This window comes from Synergistaceae bacterium, assembly GCA_031267575.1.
In the GTDB taxonomy this organism is placed as follows: domain Bacteria; phylum Synergistota; class Synergistia; order Synergistales; family Aminobacteriaceae; genus JAIRYN01.
Genome location: JAIRYN010000030.1, coordinates 44,315 through 61,205, shown reverse-complemented (window position 1 = coordinate 61,205; position 16,891 = coordinate 44,315). Strand labels below are relative to the sequence as shown.

The window sequence follows — 16,891 nt, the reverse complement described above, 5'->3', positions numbered from 1 at the left end:
GATATATTTTGAAAATGTTGCCCAATATGTCTCTTAAATACGCGTAAATACGCGTAAATACGCGACATAATACACCTATCTATGCGGGCAAGTAGGTAATATATCTTATTAAAAATTAAGTAATTTTATCAATATTTGCTTTAGGGCAGCGGCCTGTTTCTTCACGTCTCCCCGGACAACGGCGGAGATGACGGAAACCCCATCCACACCGGCACGCGTTACGTCGGACAATGTCTCCGCGGAAATCCCTCCTATAGCTACAGTGGGCAGAACTCCCTCCGGCCGATTTTCGTGAGAAAGCTTAAGAGTCGTCATCAAGTCCCGAAGACCTGAAAGCCCCATGACCATCGCGTCGCCCTTCGATCCCGTCGCGAATACCGCTCCCACGCCTAGGTAATCGGCTCCCTCTTCCTCCGCTCTCTCAGCCTCCTCCGCGTTGTGGATTGACGCGCCAATCACGAAAGAACGGGGCGTCAGCTTGCGCGCTTCGGCCACGGGCAAGTCTCTCTGCCCCAGGTGCACTCCCTCCGCGCCGGAGAGCAGCGCCACGTCCAGTCGGTCGTTGACGATGAAAAGCGCTCCCCACTCTTCGCAAAGGGTTGCCATGCGCCTGGCGGTCTCCAACAGCTCTCTTCCATTCATGGACTTGTCTCGCAGTTGGATCGCAGACGCGCCTCCCTCCAGAGCGAGGCGCGTCTGTTCCTCCAGAGAAAGGGGCGCGCCGATAACGCGGTCGGGAATGACGTAAAGTCCCAACGCCTTTCTCAAACCCTCCCGATTTCCATTTCGGTTTTCATTCCGGTTTCCATTCCGGTTTCCATTCCACATGGCGATCATGCTTCGCTCCACCGCAGCTTATCGGAGGAGGAGGTCAGCAAGTCATCGGGGCTCAAACGATGCAGCTCGTCGATCAACAATGGGAGAAAAGTTCCGCTACCCGCGCATTTTTTCTCCGCGCGCTCCGAGGCGATACCCATGACTACGAGGCCGCATAGAGTCCCTAGGACGGGGTCTCCGCAGGCGGCGGTTACGGACAGAATCACGGTACCGACGGCGCATCCACTGCCCGAAAGATAGGGCAATACGGCGCTGCCACCTGAGACGCGTAGGACGCTTTCCCCATCGCTTACGTAGTCCGCTTCCCCTGTGGCGCAGGTCACACACCCATATTTTCTGGACAGTTCAGCTACGCCTTTTTTCAGGTCTCCCACCGAGAGAACATCGACGCCTTTCGTTCCGCCGCCCACTCCGGCTAAAAGAGAGATCTCCCCAGCGTTTCCCTTGAGGATCGAGAAGTGGTATTCTTTCAAGAGCGCGTTCGTGCTCTCGACTCGAAAGCGAGAAGCCCCATAGCCCACAGGATCCAACAGCGAAAAACACCCCTTGGGTTTAGTCTCTGCTCTTGCCATACCGCGCTTGACCGTGGCATAGGCGGCGTCCGTGGGGGTTCCCAAGTTGACCAGAAATCCCTGGGCCAGATCTACCAGTTCTTCCGTTTCCTCCGGGTACTGAGACATTAGGGGAGAGGCTCCTATCGCCAGGCAGACATTAGCCTGCAAAGCCGTCGCGACGGCATTTGTCACGTGAAACACCAGAGGCCGTTTCTCCTGCAACGCCGCCCATGCGTGAGCTATTTCTTCTAGCTTACGGCCTATCAAACTCATAATTCCAAATTCTCCTTTTTGTCTACTTTTTTATTTATTTGGGTGATCTCTTGCAATCCGTTCCTATAAAGATCGTAAAAATGATGGGTGGGGCCGTTGCCCTTTCCGATGGGGAGAGCGTGCCGGATGGCGGTGGTTACGTACTCCTTGGCCCTCGCCACTGCTGATTCCATATCCATCCCCAGGGCCAGGTTCGAGGCTATGGCGGAGGAGTAAGTACATCCCGTGCCATGGGTGTTTTTTGTGGTGATGCGAGGGCTTGTGAAACGATGAAAACTTGTGCCATCGAAAAAAATGTCCGTGGCCTCCTTTGCCGCGTCGCCTACGGCGTGCCCTCCTTTTACGAGGACGCTTTTGCAGCCCATACCACATATTCGTCTCGCGGCCTTTTCCATTTCCTCGAAGCTACCGATGGCGGAGCCAGCGATCTTTTCGGCCTCTGGGATATTAGGCGTCAGAACGTCCGCCAGGGGAATGATCGTTTCGATCAACGTGTTGATCGCGCCAGGATCCATCAAAGGGCTTCCATTTTTGGCGTACATAACAGGATCAATAACGACATTTTTCGGTCTATACTGAATCAGCTTTTTAGCCACGGTCCTCATACAAGCCGACCCCGAAAGCATTCCGATCTTCACGGCGTCCACCTCGATATCCTCGAAAACGGCGTCGATCTGTTGCTCGATTATATCCAGCGCCACGTCCTGAATGCCGATAACGCGGCTGGTGTTTTCCGCCACCACCGACACGATGACGCTCATACCGAAAACGCCGTGAGCTGAAAATGTTTTCAAATCCGCTTGAATTCCAGCTCCTCCGCTACAGTCAGAACCGGCGACGCTTAGAACTTTCTTCATGTCATTCATTCTATTCATCCTATTCATCTCCCATTTTGGCACATATCTTGGCGTATAAAAAACGTGGCCCCCAAAGGAGCCACGTCGGCATTCGTATCTAAACCATCTTCCTACGCCGGCATTGCCCGGATCAGGTATTAGGGTCGAAAGATTCTCTGAATTCTGAAATTCAAAAAAGTCCTTCCTCTCAGCACTATGCTCCCCTTCTATCGTAAAAAATCGTTTTTCCGTTTTTTTACTCTTTCACCGTTTCCTCCTCTTGGAGAAGCAACCACTCGCCCCAGTCAAACCGCAGCAACCCGCTCGCGATATAGACCGAGAATAAAACCAGAAGCGCGGCCCCCCGCAACAGAACAAAAGAAAGAGAAACTAAACCTAAAATCAAGAAGCATTTTTTCTTGTTCGCGCTCTCCCGTGTCAGCTTCTTCAGGTTGGCGTAGGGCACGCTGGATACCATTAACAACCCCGTGAACGTCAAAACCAGAGCCATCACCGTGGGGTTCAGAGGAACTTTTGCCAGTACAAAGGAGATCACGAAAAGCCCTCCCGCCGGGCTCGGAAGTCCCTGAAAAGGTCCTGGGACGTGTACCACATTGAAACGCGCCAGGCGTAAAGCGACGCACAAGGCAAAAAAACATGCCACCATCGCGCCGAGAACGCCTCCCCACGCCTGCAATGACGCCACGTAAATCAAGATAGCCGGGGCCACCCCAAAGCTGACCAGGTCCGCCAAACTATCATACTCCAGTCCAAACTGGGAGCCTCCTCCCAGACTGCGCGCCACTTTCCCATCCAGACCGTCGAAGATCACCGCGCAAAAAACCAGCCACGCTGCCTGAGGAAAACGGCCATGGAAAACCAACACCAAAGCGAACATCCCACACAGCAAATTCCCACTCGTCACCATGTTGGGAGCGATTTGTTTAAAGGAAAGAGGTTTCCTGTTCGGCCGTCCTCGCCTTACTCTTAGAAATTTCATTCGGCCATCACTCCTAAAAGGGATTTTCCCGCATAAACTTTATCCCCTACTTTAATTTGCAATTTTACGCCCTTAGGGAGATAGATGTCAACCTTAGATCCCAACTTGATCATTCCGTAACGCTCTCCCGCGGAGAGGACATCTCCCCGCCGGACGCGGCAGACGATACGCCGGGCTAATAAACCGGCAATTTGCACCAAAAGCACAGGGCCATAAACCGTACTCAAACCCACATAATGTCGTTCGTTGATCTCGGAGGCTTTGGGCGCGAAGGCCGCGATCTTCTTTCCCGGAACGTACTCTAGGTACTCCACTGACCCCTGACAAGGAACGCGATTGACGTGAACAGAAAAAACATTCATGAAGATACCCACCTTCGTCGCCTGCCCTGTAAAAAGATGCGTCGTCGGAACGATCTCCACCACTTTGCCGTCGGCAGGAGCGATAAAAATTCCCTCGCCTTCTGGAAGCGTTCGGTCGGGGTCCCGATAGAACCAAAAAACGAACCCACACAAAACCACCGCCCCCGCGTTGAGCCAGATCCATGGAGAAAAGACGAACAACACTAAAACCACGGTAGCGAGAGTAACCACCGTCGGTAGTCCTTCCTTAGCTAATCTCAAGAATCACTTTCCCCTTTCGCCACGCTCTCTTCTGCCTTTTCATCGCTTTTTTTATCGCTCGAAAAGGTTTGTTGGGGACTTTCCTTGATGGATTGGATGGATTGGATGGATTGGGATCCTGGAGATTCTGAGGGGATTTCCTCCAGGCGAACGATGCTACAGTCCGCCACCAAGTCTCCCTCGTCCAAGCGAACCGTTATGTTGCCCATAGCGGTTCGGCTCAAAAGGGGTGTCTCCTGGACCGCTACCCGAATCATCCTGCCCCGGGTTGTAATAGCCAGAATTTCATCTTGCTCACGAACTGCCCAACAGCCCACCAACTTGCCCGTCTTCGCCCCCAGGTTCATGGCCCGAACACCGGAGGTTCCTCTGTGGTGAAGCGTGAACTCCCCGAATCGGGAACGCTTTCCCATGCCCCGCTCGCTCAAAATCAGAATATGGCTTTCCTCACTGACCACATCGCAACTGATGATGATGTCACCCGGCGCCAAGTGCATGGCCCGCACTCCTCGCGCGTCACGTCCCATGGCTCGAAACTCCTCCTCGGCCACGCGTAGCGCTTGAGCCTCCGCGGTCATCAGCAATAAGTCATCCCTGCCCGTGGTCAAACGCACCTGAGCGATTTCGTCCCCGTCGTTGAGGGTTATTACGCGCCTAGGTCTGTTGGAGTCCGCCAGTTCGGAAAGCTCGATGCGCTTGGCCACCCCGCCTCTAGTGATGAAAAAGGCGTAATTGACGCCCTCCAGCTCCCCACCATAAAGAGTCACCACGTGCTCGTTAGGTTCGAGGGGTAGGAGCTTGGAGATCTGCTTGCCTTTGCCCGTCTTCGTCTCGGGAACGATATGGCCCCGCAGGATCAAGACCCGCCCTTTGGTGGTGAAAAAGTAAATTTCCCGGTGAGTATGGGTCACGCTCACCGCGGCGATGGCGTCCTCTTCGTGAACAAAAGCCCCTTTGCGTCCTTTGCCGCCCCGGCCTTGAAGGACATAGCTCTCCAAGTCCTGGCGTCTTAAGAAGCCGTCTTTCGACAAAACAACGACGATGTCGTTCTCGGGGATGAGATCTTCCTCCATAGCTTCCTCGTAGCTGTCCAGAATCTCCGTTCGGCGGTCGTCGCCGAAACGAGCGACGATATCCGTCAGCTCGGTCCGAACCACCCCGTCCAGGACCTTGGAGTCGCCCAGAATATGTCTATACTCCTCGATATTGATTAAAAGCTGACGCAATTCCTCCTGGAGTTTTTCCCGCTCCAAGTCCGTTAAACGCTGTAAGCGCATTTCCAGAATAGCCTGAGTCTGAAGCTCCGAAAATCCGAAGCGCTCCATCAGGCCTTCTTTGGCTTCGGTCGCGGACTTGGCGCCGCGCACCAAAGTGATGACCTTTTCGATTCTATTCAAGGCCTTGAGCAATCCCTCTAAGATATCTTCCCTAGCAAGAGCTTTGTTCAGGCGGAACTGAGTGCGCCGACGTACCACGTCCCTTCGGTGGGACAAAAAGAGCGTCAGCATGTCGATAATGGGCATCTCCCGGGGATAACCATTGTCCAGGGCCAAATTGATCACGCCGAAGGTAGATTGAAGCTGTGTGCGCTTGTAGAGCTGGCGCATGACCAAGTCCGGGTCTCCGTCCCGGGTCAGGTCCAGCACGATCCTCATGCCCTCTCGGTCAGACTCGTCTCGAATGTCTGCCACGCCGTCCACGTATTTTTCCTGCGCGGCCGCCACCATAGTCTCGATCAGCGTGGTCTTGTTGAGCATGAAAGGAATCTCCGTCACTACCACGGAGACCCGGCCTCGCTTGCCTTCCTCCACGTGCATACAGCCTCGGACGATGACGCGCCCTCGGCCTGTTCGGTAGGCGTCCCGGATGCCCTCGCGCCCCAAGATAATGCCTCCCGTCGGGAAATCCGGGCCTGGCAGGCGCTGCAAAATCTCCGAGAACTCTACCTCGTCCTCCGGGGTGTCCAGTATGTAACACAGGGCATCCACGACCTCCCGAAGGTTGTGGGGAGGGATGTTAGTGGCCATCCCCACGGCGATTCCGGTACAGCCGTTCACCAAAAGGTTGGGAAAGGCGGAGGGCAACGTCAGGGGCTCTTGGAGTGATTCGTCGAAATTGGGACCCCAGTTGACCGTGTCTTCCTCTATATCGGCCAGCATCAGCTCACCCAGTTCAAAAAAACGAGCCTCCGTGTAGCGCATGGCTGCGGCGCTGTCGCCGTCAATGGAGCCGAAATTTCCCTGCCCCTCCACCAGGCAATAACGCAAACTCCAAGGTTGCGCCATACGGACCATCGTTTCGTAAATGGCGCTGTCCCCGTGAGGGTGGTATTTACCCATAGTGCTACCCACCACGGTAGCCGATTTTTTAAAGGCGGAATTATGCCGCAGGCCCAAATCCATCATAGAATAAAGAATACGTCGTTGCACGGGTTTCAACCCGTCTCTAGCATCGGGTAACGCGCGTCCCACAATGACGCTCATGGCATAGCTCAAGTAACTCTGCTTGATTTCTTCCACCAGCGGCAGAGGTACAATTCTACTAAAGAGGCTTTCGCCTTTTACTTCTTCCGTCATCCAATACCCTCCGAAGTATACGAAACAAGCTAACGAGAAAACAGACTAATAATCAAGAAAAACAACAAAACAAAACTGCATCCTTACAAAACTGCATCCTTAATTGTAGCGGATCAGGATGCAAAACTCTTTTATTTTAACATGAGGAATTTCGATTAACTAAGAAATTACGCACCTTGAAACGGATCATTGAAACAGATCATTGAAACAGATCACTGAAACGGATCACTCGAAAAAAGAGGCGTCCGTGCCTTGGGAGGTGTTTGCGATGTCGAGGGCTGTCAGCCCTTTTTTGTTTCGCGCATCGAGGGTTGCCCCCGCGTCCCGCAGAAGTTTCACCGTCTCCGGCAAAATTCCCGCGCGGGCGGCGGCCATCAAGGGAGTCGTGCCTTCATCATTCGAGGCGTTGACGTCCGCTCCGGCCTCTAAAAGCACTTTCACAATAGCATCACCCTCTTTTTTGCCTGTGGCGATTAATAGAGGTGTGTCTCCCATTCCGTAGCGGGCGTTGACATTCGCTCCATTTTTGAGGAGAGCCGCGACGATTTCCGGCCTGCCGTTCCATGAGACCGCGTAGTGCAGAGCCGTCTGGCCTTTGTCGTTAAACGCGTTGACATTTGCTCCCGCCGCGACCAGAAGGTCAATCACCTCGGGCTCATCCGACATTCCTGCGGCAAACACCAAGGGTGTACCGCCAGCAGCGTTCTTGGCGTTCACCTTCGCTCCGGCTTTCAAAAGAGCTTCGATGACGGAGACGCCGTAATTTTCAAAACACGCGGCCATCAGGGGCGTGGTTCCGTCTTTGTTGGCCAGGTTGACATCCGCGCCCAGGCGAATCAGCTCCAAAGCAACCGCGAAGTTGGGATTGACGAAAATGGCCGAGAGCAGAGGCGTCGTTTGGCTCGTCCCCCTTTCGTCCAGGCTAGACCCCGACTTCACCAGCTCGGCAATGACGGCGGGGTTGGGATTTCTCTCCGCGGCCGCCATCATCGGGTTCAGCTCATTCTTGTTTTTGGCGTTCACGTCGAATTTTGCCTCGATTAAGACGCGGATCATTTCAGGATTGGGGTTCTCCGAGGCGGCTACAATGAGCGCTGTGTTTCCCTCCGCGTCCCTTTCGTTCGCATCTATGCCGCTTCGCAAGAGGTCCTTCATCTCTAAGGGCGTTCCCCGTTCCGCCGTGGTGAAAAAGATTGAACCCACATTGTCGCCACCGAAATTAAAAAAACTCCTTTGTTCGGGTTGTTGTCCTCTCACGCTGGCAAACCCATTCCCGACTCCTAGACTGAGCCCCAAGACCATCAGCGCTGCGCCCAGACCGATTTTTATCTTTGCTACAGACAATTTTTTTATCATTCTCCGCATCACAAACTGATCCTTTCAGTGTACTAATATCTACGTACTAATATCTACTTATAAATAACAAATACATTTTGCATAGTATTCATTATGATTATGAAATCATATGAAGTCAAAGAAAAAACTGAATCTCGCAAAACTCATTGAAATATTCCGGAATATTCCATAATATTCCATAAGCGCCGCAGTATACCCATTGCTAATTCAAATGCTAATTCAAATTTGCGCGGGAACCTCTATTTTTGTGCCCTCTGGGTAGTGCTCTGGGAAAAAGAGCTTCAGCACTTTTTCATCGTTGGGTTTCCCTGCCAAGCTACCGATGATAAAGAGCGCAAAACCGACTCCTATGCCCACGACGATTTGGTGGAAACCATGGAGGGGAATCTGAGCTACCATGAAATAGCAATAGGCCAATACCCCACCTACCATCGCCAAAGTCGCGCCCGTGACGTTGGCTTTTCGCCAGAAGAAACCTAGAAGAAAAACCCAGAAGAAAGATGTTTGCAAGCCGCCGAAAGCGAACAAGTTCACCCAAACGATAATACTGGGGGGCCTGATAGCAACGACAATGCACGCCAATCCGATGAGGGCGGTGGCTATGATGGAAAACTTGCCCACTTTTTTCTGGTCTACCAGTCCGCCTTTTCGTTCTAGTACGTGTTGGTACACGTCTTTTATAATGGAAGAGGAGGCGGCGATCAGCAGGGAGGAGACGGTAGATATGGTGGCGGCCAAAGGGCCAATAATAGCGACGCCCGCCCAAACGGGCGACAAGTAGTTGACGATCAGGTGAGGCATTACGGAATCGCTGGTGGCGCCGGGAAGTTCGAGGACGACGCCCCGAGACAGCACCCCCAACAGGTGCATACCCAACATCATGGCTCCCACGATGACGGTGCCGTAAATCATTCCCCTGTGAAGAGCGCTGGAGTTTTTGTAGCTCAGGTTACGGACCAGAGACTGGGGCAGCCCCAAAGTACACACGCCGGTCAACATCCACTGGGTCATGAAGAGCTGCACGGGAATAGCGCCCCCCGCCGTTGGCTCCAGCATATGGGGTTGCTGATTGATGACGGCCATGATGGCGCTCATTCCGCCGCCGTGTTTCATGATGGCGTAGGCGATGACGAACATGCCCAGCAGCATGGCGAGAGCACAGATGGTGTCGGTGATGGCGACGGTTTTAAACCCTCCAATGGTGGTGAAGGCAACAACCACCAGAGCGAAAATAAACAACCCGAGAGAGTAATCGACACCCGCGGCGGCAGCGAACAAGTTGGCTCCCCCAATGAACTGGGCTACCATTGTTGCGCAAAAAAACACCACAATGAGCACGGCGCCGATACTGGCTAGAAGATTCGACTGGTAGCGGACGCGGATAATGTCGATAACCGTGACCGCGTCCACCTTGCGCCCGATCACGGCCATTTTTTTGCCCAAGACGCCCATGACCAGAAAAGCGGCCAAAACTTGGGTCATGGCGAAGTAAACCCAGCCAAAGCCTCTTTGCCACGCGACGCCGGGACCTCCGACGAAGCTGGATACCGAGGAGTACGTGGCGACCAAGGTCATAGCCAGGACAAAACCACCCAGGCTTCTGCCGCCGATGAAATAGTCTTTGGAAAAGTTTACGGCTCTGTTTTTTTCGGACGTTTTCCGGACGACAAAACCCACAAGCAACATAGTGATCAGAAAAACAAGGATAGGCGCAAAAACCAGAAAAGTCCGCAATTTATTTACTCCTTTGTCGTTTCCTCGTCTTCGAGGCTGAAATCCTTGAACACTTTCACCGTCAAGACCCATACTAAAACGATGGACAATATCCATATTCCAAAATTACTTAGCACAAACCAGCCGGGCATATAAAAGAGAGTATAGTCAATGCTCGCTGTCCCGAATCCCGCTATCCACCAGAACGCGATAAGAATCGCGGTGACGATCCATGTGGCCTTTGCTTCTTTGTTCATTTGGATGAACTTTTCCCTATAGCTCATTTTCTCCACCACAAAACCTCCCTTGTTTGTCTAGTTGTTTTTGTTCGCGGAACTCTGGAATGTGATTATAGCCTAACTAATCATGCTTCAGAGATCGCAGCGAGCGATATATAGCGATATATGTTGAAAAACTGTTCGAATCCGAGCTGATTACGATGTAATTATTTTAAGATCAAAAGTAAGATCAAAAGAAGGAGAGGGTCTTTTATGCCGACATTTTTAGGCAGGACATCGCGGCGGAGATCCACGTGGCCTTCGCTTCCTTTTCGTAATTTCCTTAAATTTTGTCCTCGAACTTTATCTGATCAGTGAGCTTTATTTGATCAGTTATAAAAGAGAGAACCTGTTCATATTTTATATTGAGCACATAAGCAAACTCTCCGTGAAGTATTTTTTCGGCTTCCTTCAACATGTGTTTCTCGGCGAGATGCATCTCTTTGCCACTATCTTTTTGCTTTCGCTGACGCAGATACAATGTTTTGATGAGTTTTATAAGTTCCATCCGGTCACAACCGAGGAGTATTTCCTGATAGTGAGTTCTGCGGGCTACATCCTCTTCTATCCAGATCGAATCCACATTTGGCATAGTTTTGATCAGAGCGCGCGCTTGCTCGGCGGACATGATGGGGCGCATGTTCGAGGATGCCGTCTCGCTGTTTACAGGAATGAATATGGTGGCTTTGCTATCATAGACAGGCTTGAGGACATAATACTCAATGGGTTTTCCACATAAATCTTTTTCCGAGATTTCTGCTATTCTACATACTCCCTGAGCGCCATACAAAACGGCGTCATTTACCCTGTACGTCATCGCGTTCCCATTCCTTTCTATCTTCGATCTCGAGCTTCGTAGGAGTTTTATAGTGATGAATTTTTCGCAAACGCCGAATTTATGGAAGAGTTACATACTGTTTTCAAGCAGCGCCTGATCTTGCGCAATCTCAACGCATCCTCTGTTTCAGATGTTTCTATGAAAAACAACGCACTCCATAAATCGACTGGGTCTACGTGATTCATACAACACGTTGTGAAATTAGTATAGCACATTTATCTGTACGTATCGTCAGATATTCGCCTAATGCTGTAGCGATTTTATAACCTGTCACTACAAGACCGATTGCAGATGCACAGCGAATCAATGACTGAAAATGACTTATCAGGATAGTGGCGTTGTTTGCATTTTAAATGTATATTCTTATATTTCCGAAAGAAAAGTGTTAACATAGATAACACAGCGAGCGGTGTCAGTCACGTAAGTCCAGTTGACTGACGCCGTTCGTTGTTTTTGTCCAAAATCGCAAGAAGGGTGGTATTTTTATGGTTTCAGAAAAAGCTCTCCAGCAAAACAAAATGGCGACGGCTCCGGTGGGGAAGCTATTGTTCACAATGTCTTTACCGTTAATGTTATCTATGGTTATGGAGGCATTTTATAACGTTGTGGACAGTCTGTTTGTCGCTCATGTTAGTGAAAATGCGTTGACGGCGGTATCTCTCGCGTTTCCAATTCAACTGTTGATCATTGCCATAACGGTCGGTACTGCCGCCGGCGTCAGCGCTATTTTGTCGCGGCTCTTGGGCGCCAAAAATAGGAAAGGCGTCGATAGTGTGGCATCCAACGGCATATTCCTCGCCATAATGACGTATTTATTGTTTTTGATTTTGGGGCTGTTTTTTACAAAGAGCTATTTCGCATGGCAAACCTCTGACGCGGAGATTGCCCGACTTGGCGTAGATTACCTGACCATCTGCATGGTCTTTTCATTCGGATCGGTGGGGCAGGTTATCCTACAGCGCATCCTACAATCTACAGGGAAAACAATGCTTTCGATGGTTTCTCAACTTGTGGGCGCGGCCATCAATATCATCTTCGACCCCATTTTGATTTTCGGTTTGTGTGGTTTCCCGAGGATGGAGGTTATCGGTGCGGCTGTCGCTACCGTTGCTGGACAGATCGTAGCAATGGTCATTGCGATATATTTCAATCTAACAAGAAACGAGGAAGTTCATTTTCACTTCAAAGGCTTTCGGCCCGACAGAAAAATGATTGTAGAAATTTACCGAATCAGTGCCCCGGCCATTGTCATGCAGGCGCTTAACTCTCTGATGGCTCTTGGCGTCAATCTTATTCTGATCCGCGTCTCTTCCACAATGGTTGCCGCGTTTGGCATCTATATCAAAGTGCAGGGATTCATATTTATGCCGGCTTTTGGCCTCAATAACGGGGTGATTGCCATAGGCGCGTTCAACTACGGCGCAAAAAACAAGAAACGCGTCGACGATACATTTAAATTCGGCATGATTTATGCTGTCGCTATCCTGCTGGCTGGCATGGTTCTGGTGCATGTGCTGGCCACGCGAATCCTTTTCCTATTCGATGCTTCCGACGAGCTGCTGGCCATTGGAGTTCCCGCTTTACGGATTATCAGCCTGGGTTATATTTTCGCGGCGTTTTCGATCATCGCGCAGGGCATTTACCAGGCTCTCGGCAACGGTATCTACAGTCTCATCGTGACTTTGCTGCGGGTCGCGATTTTCCTTTTACCAGTGCTTTATGTCTTCGTGAAGCTCTTTGATGCGAATAATGTTTGGTGGGCGTTTATTTTATCAGAAGTTAGCGCCTCCATTGTCGCGGCGCTCTTTCTAAAACGTATTTACATTCAGAAAATCATCCCCCAGAAAGTCATCCCCGCCGAAAGGGAAAACATTTAAAATGGGCAAATCAATAGTCGCCGTCAGTCGCGATGTCGCGATGATGGAAGGATGAAGAAGGAAAAATCTGGACTATTACACATTTGTGTAGGTTTTCAGTAGCAATCTCCTGAATAGCTTACTTTAATAGATAGCTAACTTTAATAGCTCACTTTTATAGCTCACTTTTGCCCCGTCAGCGAAAAGACCACCGACAAACGCGCGGTGAGGGAGTCTCCAAAACCCGACACGTCGAACTCCCAGGCGGAAACAGCTTTTTTTGCCGACTGGTCGAGAGCGGAGTGGCCGCTGCTTTTCTCGATTTCGACCGAGGCCACGCGCCCGGTTTTGATGCTCAGAAGGAGAACCACGGTTCCCTGATCCTTCCTTTTACGGCTTATCATTGGGTATTCCGCGGTGACTTTTTTCGTTACCCTCAAACGCGACGCGTCGACCACTCCGCCGCCCGCGCCCCTTGTCCGCGCGCCTGTTCCGTTGCCGCCTCTGCCCCCGCTTCCTCCGCCGGACCCGATAGGAGCCACTCGCGAGGCGGTGGATTCCGCCTCACCGGACCTCGCGGAGTTGGTGGCGGGCAACGTGGCTTTTTCCTCTATTGGGTTTTGTCGCGCGGGTTGGGGGGGCGTTTTGGGTTTCGTGGCGCTCGCCTGAGGTTTGGGTTGAGATTTTGGTTGGGGCTTAGGCGTCGTGCTCTGAGCTCGGACCGGCTGAGTCGGCGTTTTTGTGAGCGTGGGCGAAGCAGGACGTTCTGTCGATTCAGCATCGGAATCGGAAAAAGGCCGCGTCGCGGATGAAAGGCCCCCGGCAGCGGAAACGCCACCGTCGTCGCCCGGCTTTTCCCCTCGCGCAGCGGCGAGGGAAACCCGCATGACCTCCCGCGGAAGGAGTTCGCTTCCGCCTTCCGGTATCAGTCCCATCAAAGCCATCAGCGCGACGTGAAAGAGGATGCTGAAGCACAGGGCCAGCGCGCGTCTCAATTGCCGCCCTCGAAAGCGAGCCCCACGCTGGGGACGCCCTGGCGGCGCAACTGGTCCATTAGCTCCGCCACGTTGCCGTAACGTGCGTCCCTGTCGCCCGCCAGAAGGATATCGGCGCTTTCGGCCAGGGCCGCCATGACGCGTTGAGCCAGATCTTCGCTGGCCAATCTTTCGCCCGCCCAAAGGATTTCCGAGTCTTTTGTGATCGTTAGCACGATCTGCTCTCTGTCCGAGAGCGGCGGAGGGGTACCGCTGGGCAGGGACACGTTCACCGAACCCTGCACAAAGGCCGTGGTGATCACGAAGAAAATGATCAACATAAACAAAACGTCGATCAAGGAGGTGATGTCCAGCTCGACGGCCTTGCGTTTTCTCCCACGGCGCGATCCTTGGCGCGTCATGAGGGGGTGTTCCTCTCTTTGCGCCTTTCTCTTCTTTTATCTCTTCTTTTATCTATAATGAAACTTGCGGCTCGATCTAGAGTTTCTTCCTCGCGATCTATCACTCCGGTCAAAAAGCCGTGGACCAGCAACACGGGTATGGCGACGGACAGCCCTGCCACGGTGGTGAAGAGCGCCTTCCAGATGCCACCCGTTACAGCCCTAGCGTCGACGGCGCCCCCCACGCTCATGGAGCCGAACATCTCCACCATTCCGAGGACGGTTCCCAGCAGCCCCAAAAGCGGAGCGACCCGCGCGGCGATCTCCAGCATCGGAAGATTTCGCTCCCACTCGTACAATTCTCCCCGTATTGTCCCATCCAGCTTCGAGTTCAATGTTTCGTCATCGAGTTCCCAATGCTCGCAAGCCACGGAGAAAAGGCGGTGCAGGGAACTTTTTCCGGTTGCGAAACGAGGAGCGTTGCCTTTATTTGAATCTGAATTTGAATCAGAATTTGAATCAGAATCAGCAAGGGACCTGTCAAAGACACCTTTTAATTTATTGAGGTTTCCCGACGAAACGGCGAAGAAAAAAATCCTCTCGATGATGACAGCCGCGGACAAGACGGAGAGGGCCAGGATAATCCACATGATCGACCCACCTAAACGCATATATTCCAGAAATTGATCGAAAACCGCGAGATTTATGAATTCCATTCATTACGCCTCGATTCGTAATTGTTCAAGCTCAGGGGGGCAGAGCCCGTTCAGCCAAAAGCGGCCTCACTGGCCCCCCTGAAACCCCCAATAAAAATACTTGTCAGAGGCGAGTTGAGCATGGGGGGCTTGAACGGTTGCCTCGATTCTTTCATCCGGCGCGAGGGCCGAAAAGAAGCCAGAGAAAAAACGGCGCTCCCAGGAAAGAAATGATGATGCCCACGGGCAGGTCTGCCGGAGCCCACAGAGTCCTGGCCACCGTATCGCAGACGAGAAGCGCGGCGCCTCCCACGAGGGCCGTCATCATGGTAAGTCTCAAATGGCGCGGTCCCGTGGCGTTCCGGGCCACGTGGGGCGCAATGAGTCCTAGAAATGCCACTGGGCCGCAGTTCGCCACCACGATCGCGATAGACATCGACATTCCCATAAACATGATCCACTTGGTTCGCTCCAGCTCGACACCTTTCGAAGAGGCGATTTCGTCTCCGAAGGTCATCAGGTCCAACTCGGTGGAGTAGTATATCGCCAGCGAAATCGCGATGAGAAGCGACGGTATCGCCCGAAGGCCCTCTTTCATGCCGACCGAGTTGATCCCTCCCATGGTCCACGAAAGCAGCTTGTAGGTCTCCGAAGCGCCGCCCGTGTACTGAAATACCATGATCAGGCTGGAATACAACGCGCTTATTGCGACACCGGCGAGAAGGAGCGTCGCGTCTCTGGTGCCGCGGGAAAATTGGGCGAAAGCGGAAATAATGACAACCGACACCATCGCGCCCAGAAACGCGCTGACGGGTAGGGTGAGAGAGGCGGACGAGCCCCCCGCCAGGCCTAAGCGTATGGCAATAGCGGCTCCCAAGGCCGCTCCAGACGAGATCCCCAGCAAGGAGGGCTCCGCTAGAGGGTTGCGAAACACGGCTTGAAAAACCATGCCGCAGATACCAAAAGTGGCTCCGGCACACCAAGCCATTAATACCCTGGGCACACGGAGCTGCCAAAAGATCCTTGCCTCTAGAGCGTTTCCCCCGCTAATCAAGTCAAAGGGCGAAATGCTTTGAACGCCGATCCAAGGGCAGACAAAAAGCGCGGCCAAGGAAACCGTTAGAAACAAAACAACCCGTCCCCATCTCATTTTCCGTCCCCTCTTCCGTCCCCTCGCTCTTGGAATCCGTCAGCGCCCCGTAGGCGCGAACCCCGTGGGGGTAAATAGGGGAGCGAATAACGGGGAAACGCCTTCACGCCTCGCGAAATACCGCTCGAAGGTGACCCCGAAAATCGAGTACAACAGCCCAGAGTCCTGGAGCCCATGAGGCGTCCCGGTCCATTCGACGCGGCCCTCCGAGAGCCCTAGCACTTTGTCGGAGACCCTCATCGCCAAGTTAATATCGTGAGTAACGATCAGCATCGCCACGTTTTTCTCTTTATTGACGCGAGTCATCAGCTCCATCGTCTCGACTTGATGCGAGTAGTCGAGGAACGTGGTGGGTTCGTCCATCAATATCGCGTCCGATTCCTGGGCGATGGCTGAGGCGATCATCACCTTTTGACGCTCGCCTCCCGAAAGGTCCCGCATCTTGCGAGAGGCAAATTCCTCGACGCCGGCTAGGGCGATGGCATCGGAGACAGCCCGGTGGTCCTCCCGCGAGGAGCTGAAAAAATTTCGCCAGGGATAACGCGACATCTCCATAAATTCGTGGACGGTGTAGGGCATGTCCGGCGGAACGCTTTGGGGCACATAGGCGACAACCCGCGCCCGCTCCCGCGCGCTCATTGTTCCGGCTTCTTTTCCGGCGAGCTTCACGGACCCTCGAAAATTTTTGTAAGCTCCGCACACGCATTTGAAGAGCGTGCTCTTGCCCGCGCCGTTTCTTCCCACGACGCACAAAAAATCACCCCTACGCGCGTCGCAGGACACATCACGCAAAACCGCCTTCCCACCCAAAGAGATCGACAGCCCGGATACTTCGATGATTTTCTCCGCTCTCTCCCCAGAAGTCGCCCGCCGTTCCTCCATAATCTTTCTTGTTTGGCTCCGTTTTTGGCTCAGTTGGCTCACTGTTGGT

The 16,891-nt window shown here is 52.7% G+C and carries 16 protein-coding genes and 1 riboswitch; of the genes, 1 reads left to right on the top strand and 15 read right to left on the bottom strand.

Features of this window, described 5'->3' with window-relative positions; all coding sequences use genetic code 11:
* Window positions 1-108 precede the first annotated feature (108 nt).
* From thiE to LBJ36_04180, 10 genes are all read right to left on the bottom strand, one after another.
* Window positions 109-768: a thiamine phosphate synthase gene (gene thiE, locus LBJ36_04225; GenBank protein MDR1378238.1), complete on the bottom strand. Its 660-nt coding sequence runs from the start codon at window positions 766-768 to the stop codon at window positions 109-111.
* 65 nt (window positions 769-833) lie between these two features.
* The gene (thiM, locus tag LBJ36_04220; protein ID MDR1378237.1) at window positions 834-1,664 is read right to left on the bottom strand and encodes a hydroxyethylthiazole kinase; all 831 of its coding nucleotides are present in this window, start codon (window positions 1,662-1,664) and stop codon (window positions 834-836) included.
* Window positions 1,661-2,539 carry a bifunctional hydroxymethylpyrimidine kinase/phosphomethylpyrimidine kinase gene (gene thiD / locus LBJ36_04215; GenBank protein ID MDR1378236.1) on the bottom strand — a complete coding sequence of 293 codons (879 nt, stop codon included), beginning with the start codon at window positions 2,537-2,539 and terminating at the stop codon, window positions 1,661-1,663. Before thiD ends, thiM begins: the two co-directional genes overlap by 4 nt.
* 71 nt (window positions 2,540-2,610) lie before the next feature.
* Window positions 2,611-2,736, bottom strand: a riboswitch (TPP riboswitch).
* Window positions 2,737-2,756: 20 nt separating this feature from the next.
* Window positions 2,757-3,500, bottom strand: coding sequence for a CDP-diacylglycerol--serine O-phosphatidyltransferase (gene pssA / locus LBJ36_04210; GenBank protein ID MDR1378235.1), 744 nt, complete (start codon window positions 3,498-3,500; stop codon window positions 2,757-2,759).
* Window positions 3,497-4,123, bottom strand: coding sequence for a phosphatidylserine decarboxylase family protein (locus LBJ36_04205; protein MDR1378234.1), 627 nt, complete (start codon window positions 4,121-4,123; stop codon window positions 3,497-3,499). The genes pssA and LBJ36_04205 overlap by 4 nt, the downstream gene beginning before the upstream one ends.
* Window positions 4,120-6,699, bottom strand: a complete 2,580-nt coding sequence (gene gyrA, locus LBJ36_04200; GenBank protein MDR1378233.1) for a DNA gyrase subunit A — start codon at window positions 6,697-6,699, stop codon at window positions 4,120-4,122. The genes LBJ36_04205 and gyrA overlap by 4 nt, the downstream gene beginning before the upstream one ends.
* Before the next feature lie 225 nt (window positions 6,700-6,924).
* On the bottom strand, window positions 6,925-8,064 hold the full coding sequence (locus LBJ36_04195; GenBank protein MDR1378232.1) for an ankyrin repeat domain-containing protein: 1,140 nt from the start codon (window positions 8,062-8,064) through the stop codon (window positions 6,925-6,927).
* 210 nt (window positions 8,065-8,274) lie between these two features.
* Entirely contained in the window at window positions 8,275-9,789 is a 1,515-nt protein-coding gene (panF, locus tag LBJ36_04190) for a sodium/pantothenate symporter (GenBank protein MDR1378231.1), read from the bottom strand.
* A gap of 5 nt (window positions 9,790-9,794) precedes the next feature.
* A complete protein-coding gene (locus LBJ36_04185) occupies window positions 9,795-10,052 on the bottom strand; it encodes a YhdT family protein (GenBank protein ID MDR1378230.1) in 258 nt (85 codons plus the stop codon).
* A gap of 277 nt (window positions 10,053-10,329) precedes the next feature.
* Window positions 10,330-10,863 (bottom strand): hypothetical protein, encoded by a 534-nt coding sequence (locus tag LBJ36_04180; protein ID MDR1378229.1) that lies wholly within the window; start codon window positions 10,861-10,863, stop codon window positions 10,330-10,332.
* Between the two features lie 506 nt (window positions 10,864-11,369).
* Between LBJ36_04180 and LBJ36_04175 the strand changes: the two genes are divergently transcribed.
* Window positions 11,370-12,761, top strand: coding sequence for an MATE family efflux transporter (locus LBJ36_04175; protein ID MDR1378228.1), 1,392 nt, complete (start codon window positions 11,370-11,372; stop codon window positions 12,759-12,761).
* A 161-nt stretch (window positions 12,762-12,922) separates the two neighbouring features.
* On the opposite strand, the gene LBJ36_04170 is transcribed toward LBJ36_04175, so the two are convergent.
* The 5 genes from LBJ36_04170 to LBJ36_04150 form a co-directional block, all read right to left on the bottom strand.
* A complete protein-coding gene (locus LBJ36_04170) occupies window positions 12,923-13,735 on the bottom strand; it encodes a TonB family protein (GenBank protein ID MDR1378227.1) in 813 nt (270 codons plus the stop codon).
* A complete protein-coding gene (locus tag LBJ36_04165) occupies window positions 13,732-14,136 on the bottom strand; it encodes a biopolymer transporter ExbD (GenBank protein MDR1378226.1) in 405 nt (134 codons plus the stop codon). Before LBJ36_04165 ends, LBJ36_04170 begins: the two co-directional genes overlap by 4 nt.
* Window positions 14,133-14,831, bottom strand: a complete 699-nt coding sequence (locus LBJ36_04160) for a MotA/TolQ/ExbB proton channel family protein (protein MDR1378225.1) — start codon at window positions 14,829-14,831, stop codon at window positions 14,133-14,135. Before LBJ36_04160 ends, LBJ36_04165 begins: the two co-directional genes overlap by 4 nt.
* Before the next feature lie 151 nt (window positions 14,832-14,982).
* Complete coding sequence (locus LBJ36_04155) at window positions 14,983-15,960, bottom strand: iron ABC transporter permease (GenBank protein MDR1378224.1); 978 nt, start codon at window positions 15,958-15,960, stop codon at window positions 14,983-14,985.
* A 39-nt stretch (window positions 15,961-15,999) separates the two neighbouring features.
* On the bottom strand, window positions 16,000-16,884 hold the full coding sequence (locus LBJ36_04150) for an ABC transporter ATP-binding protein (GenBank protein ID MDR1378223.1): 885 nt from the start codon (window positions 16,882-16,884) through the stop codon (window positions 16,000-16,002).
* Window positions 16,885-16,891: the final 7 nt, after the last annotated feature.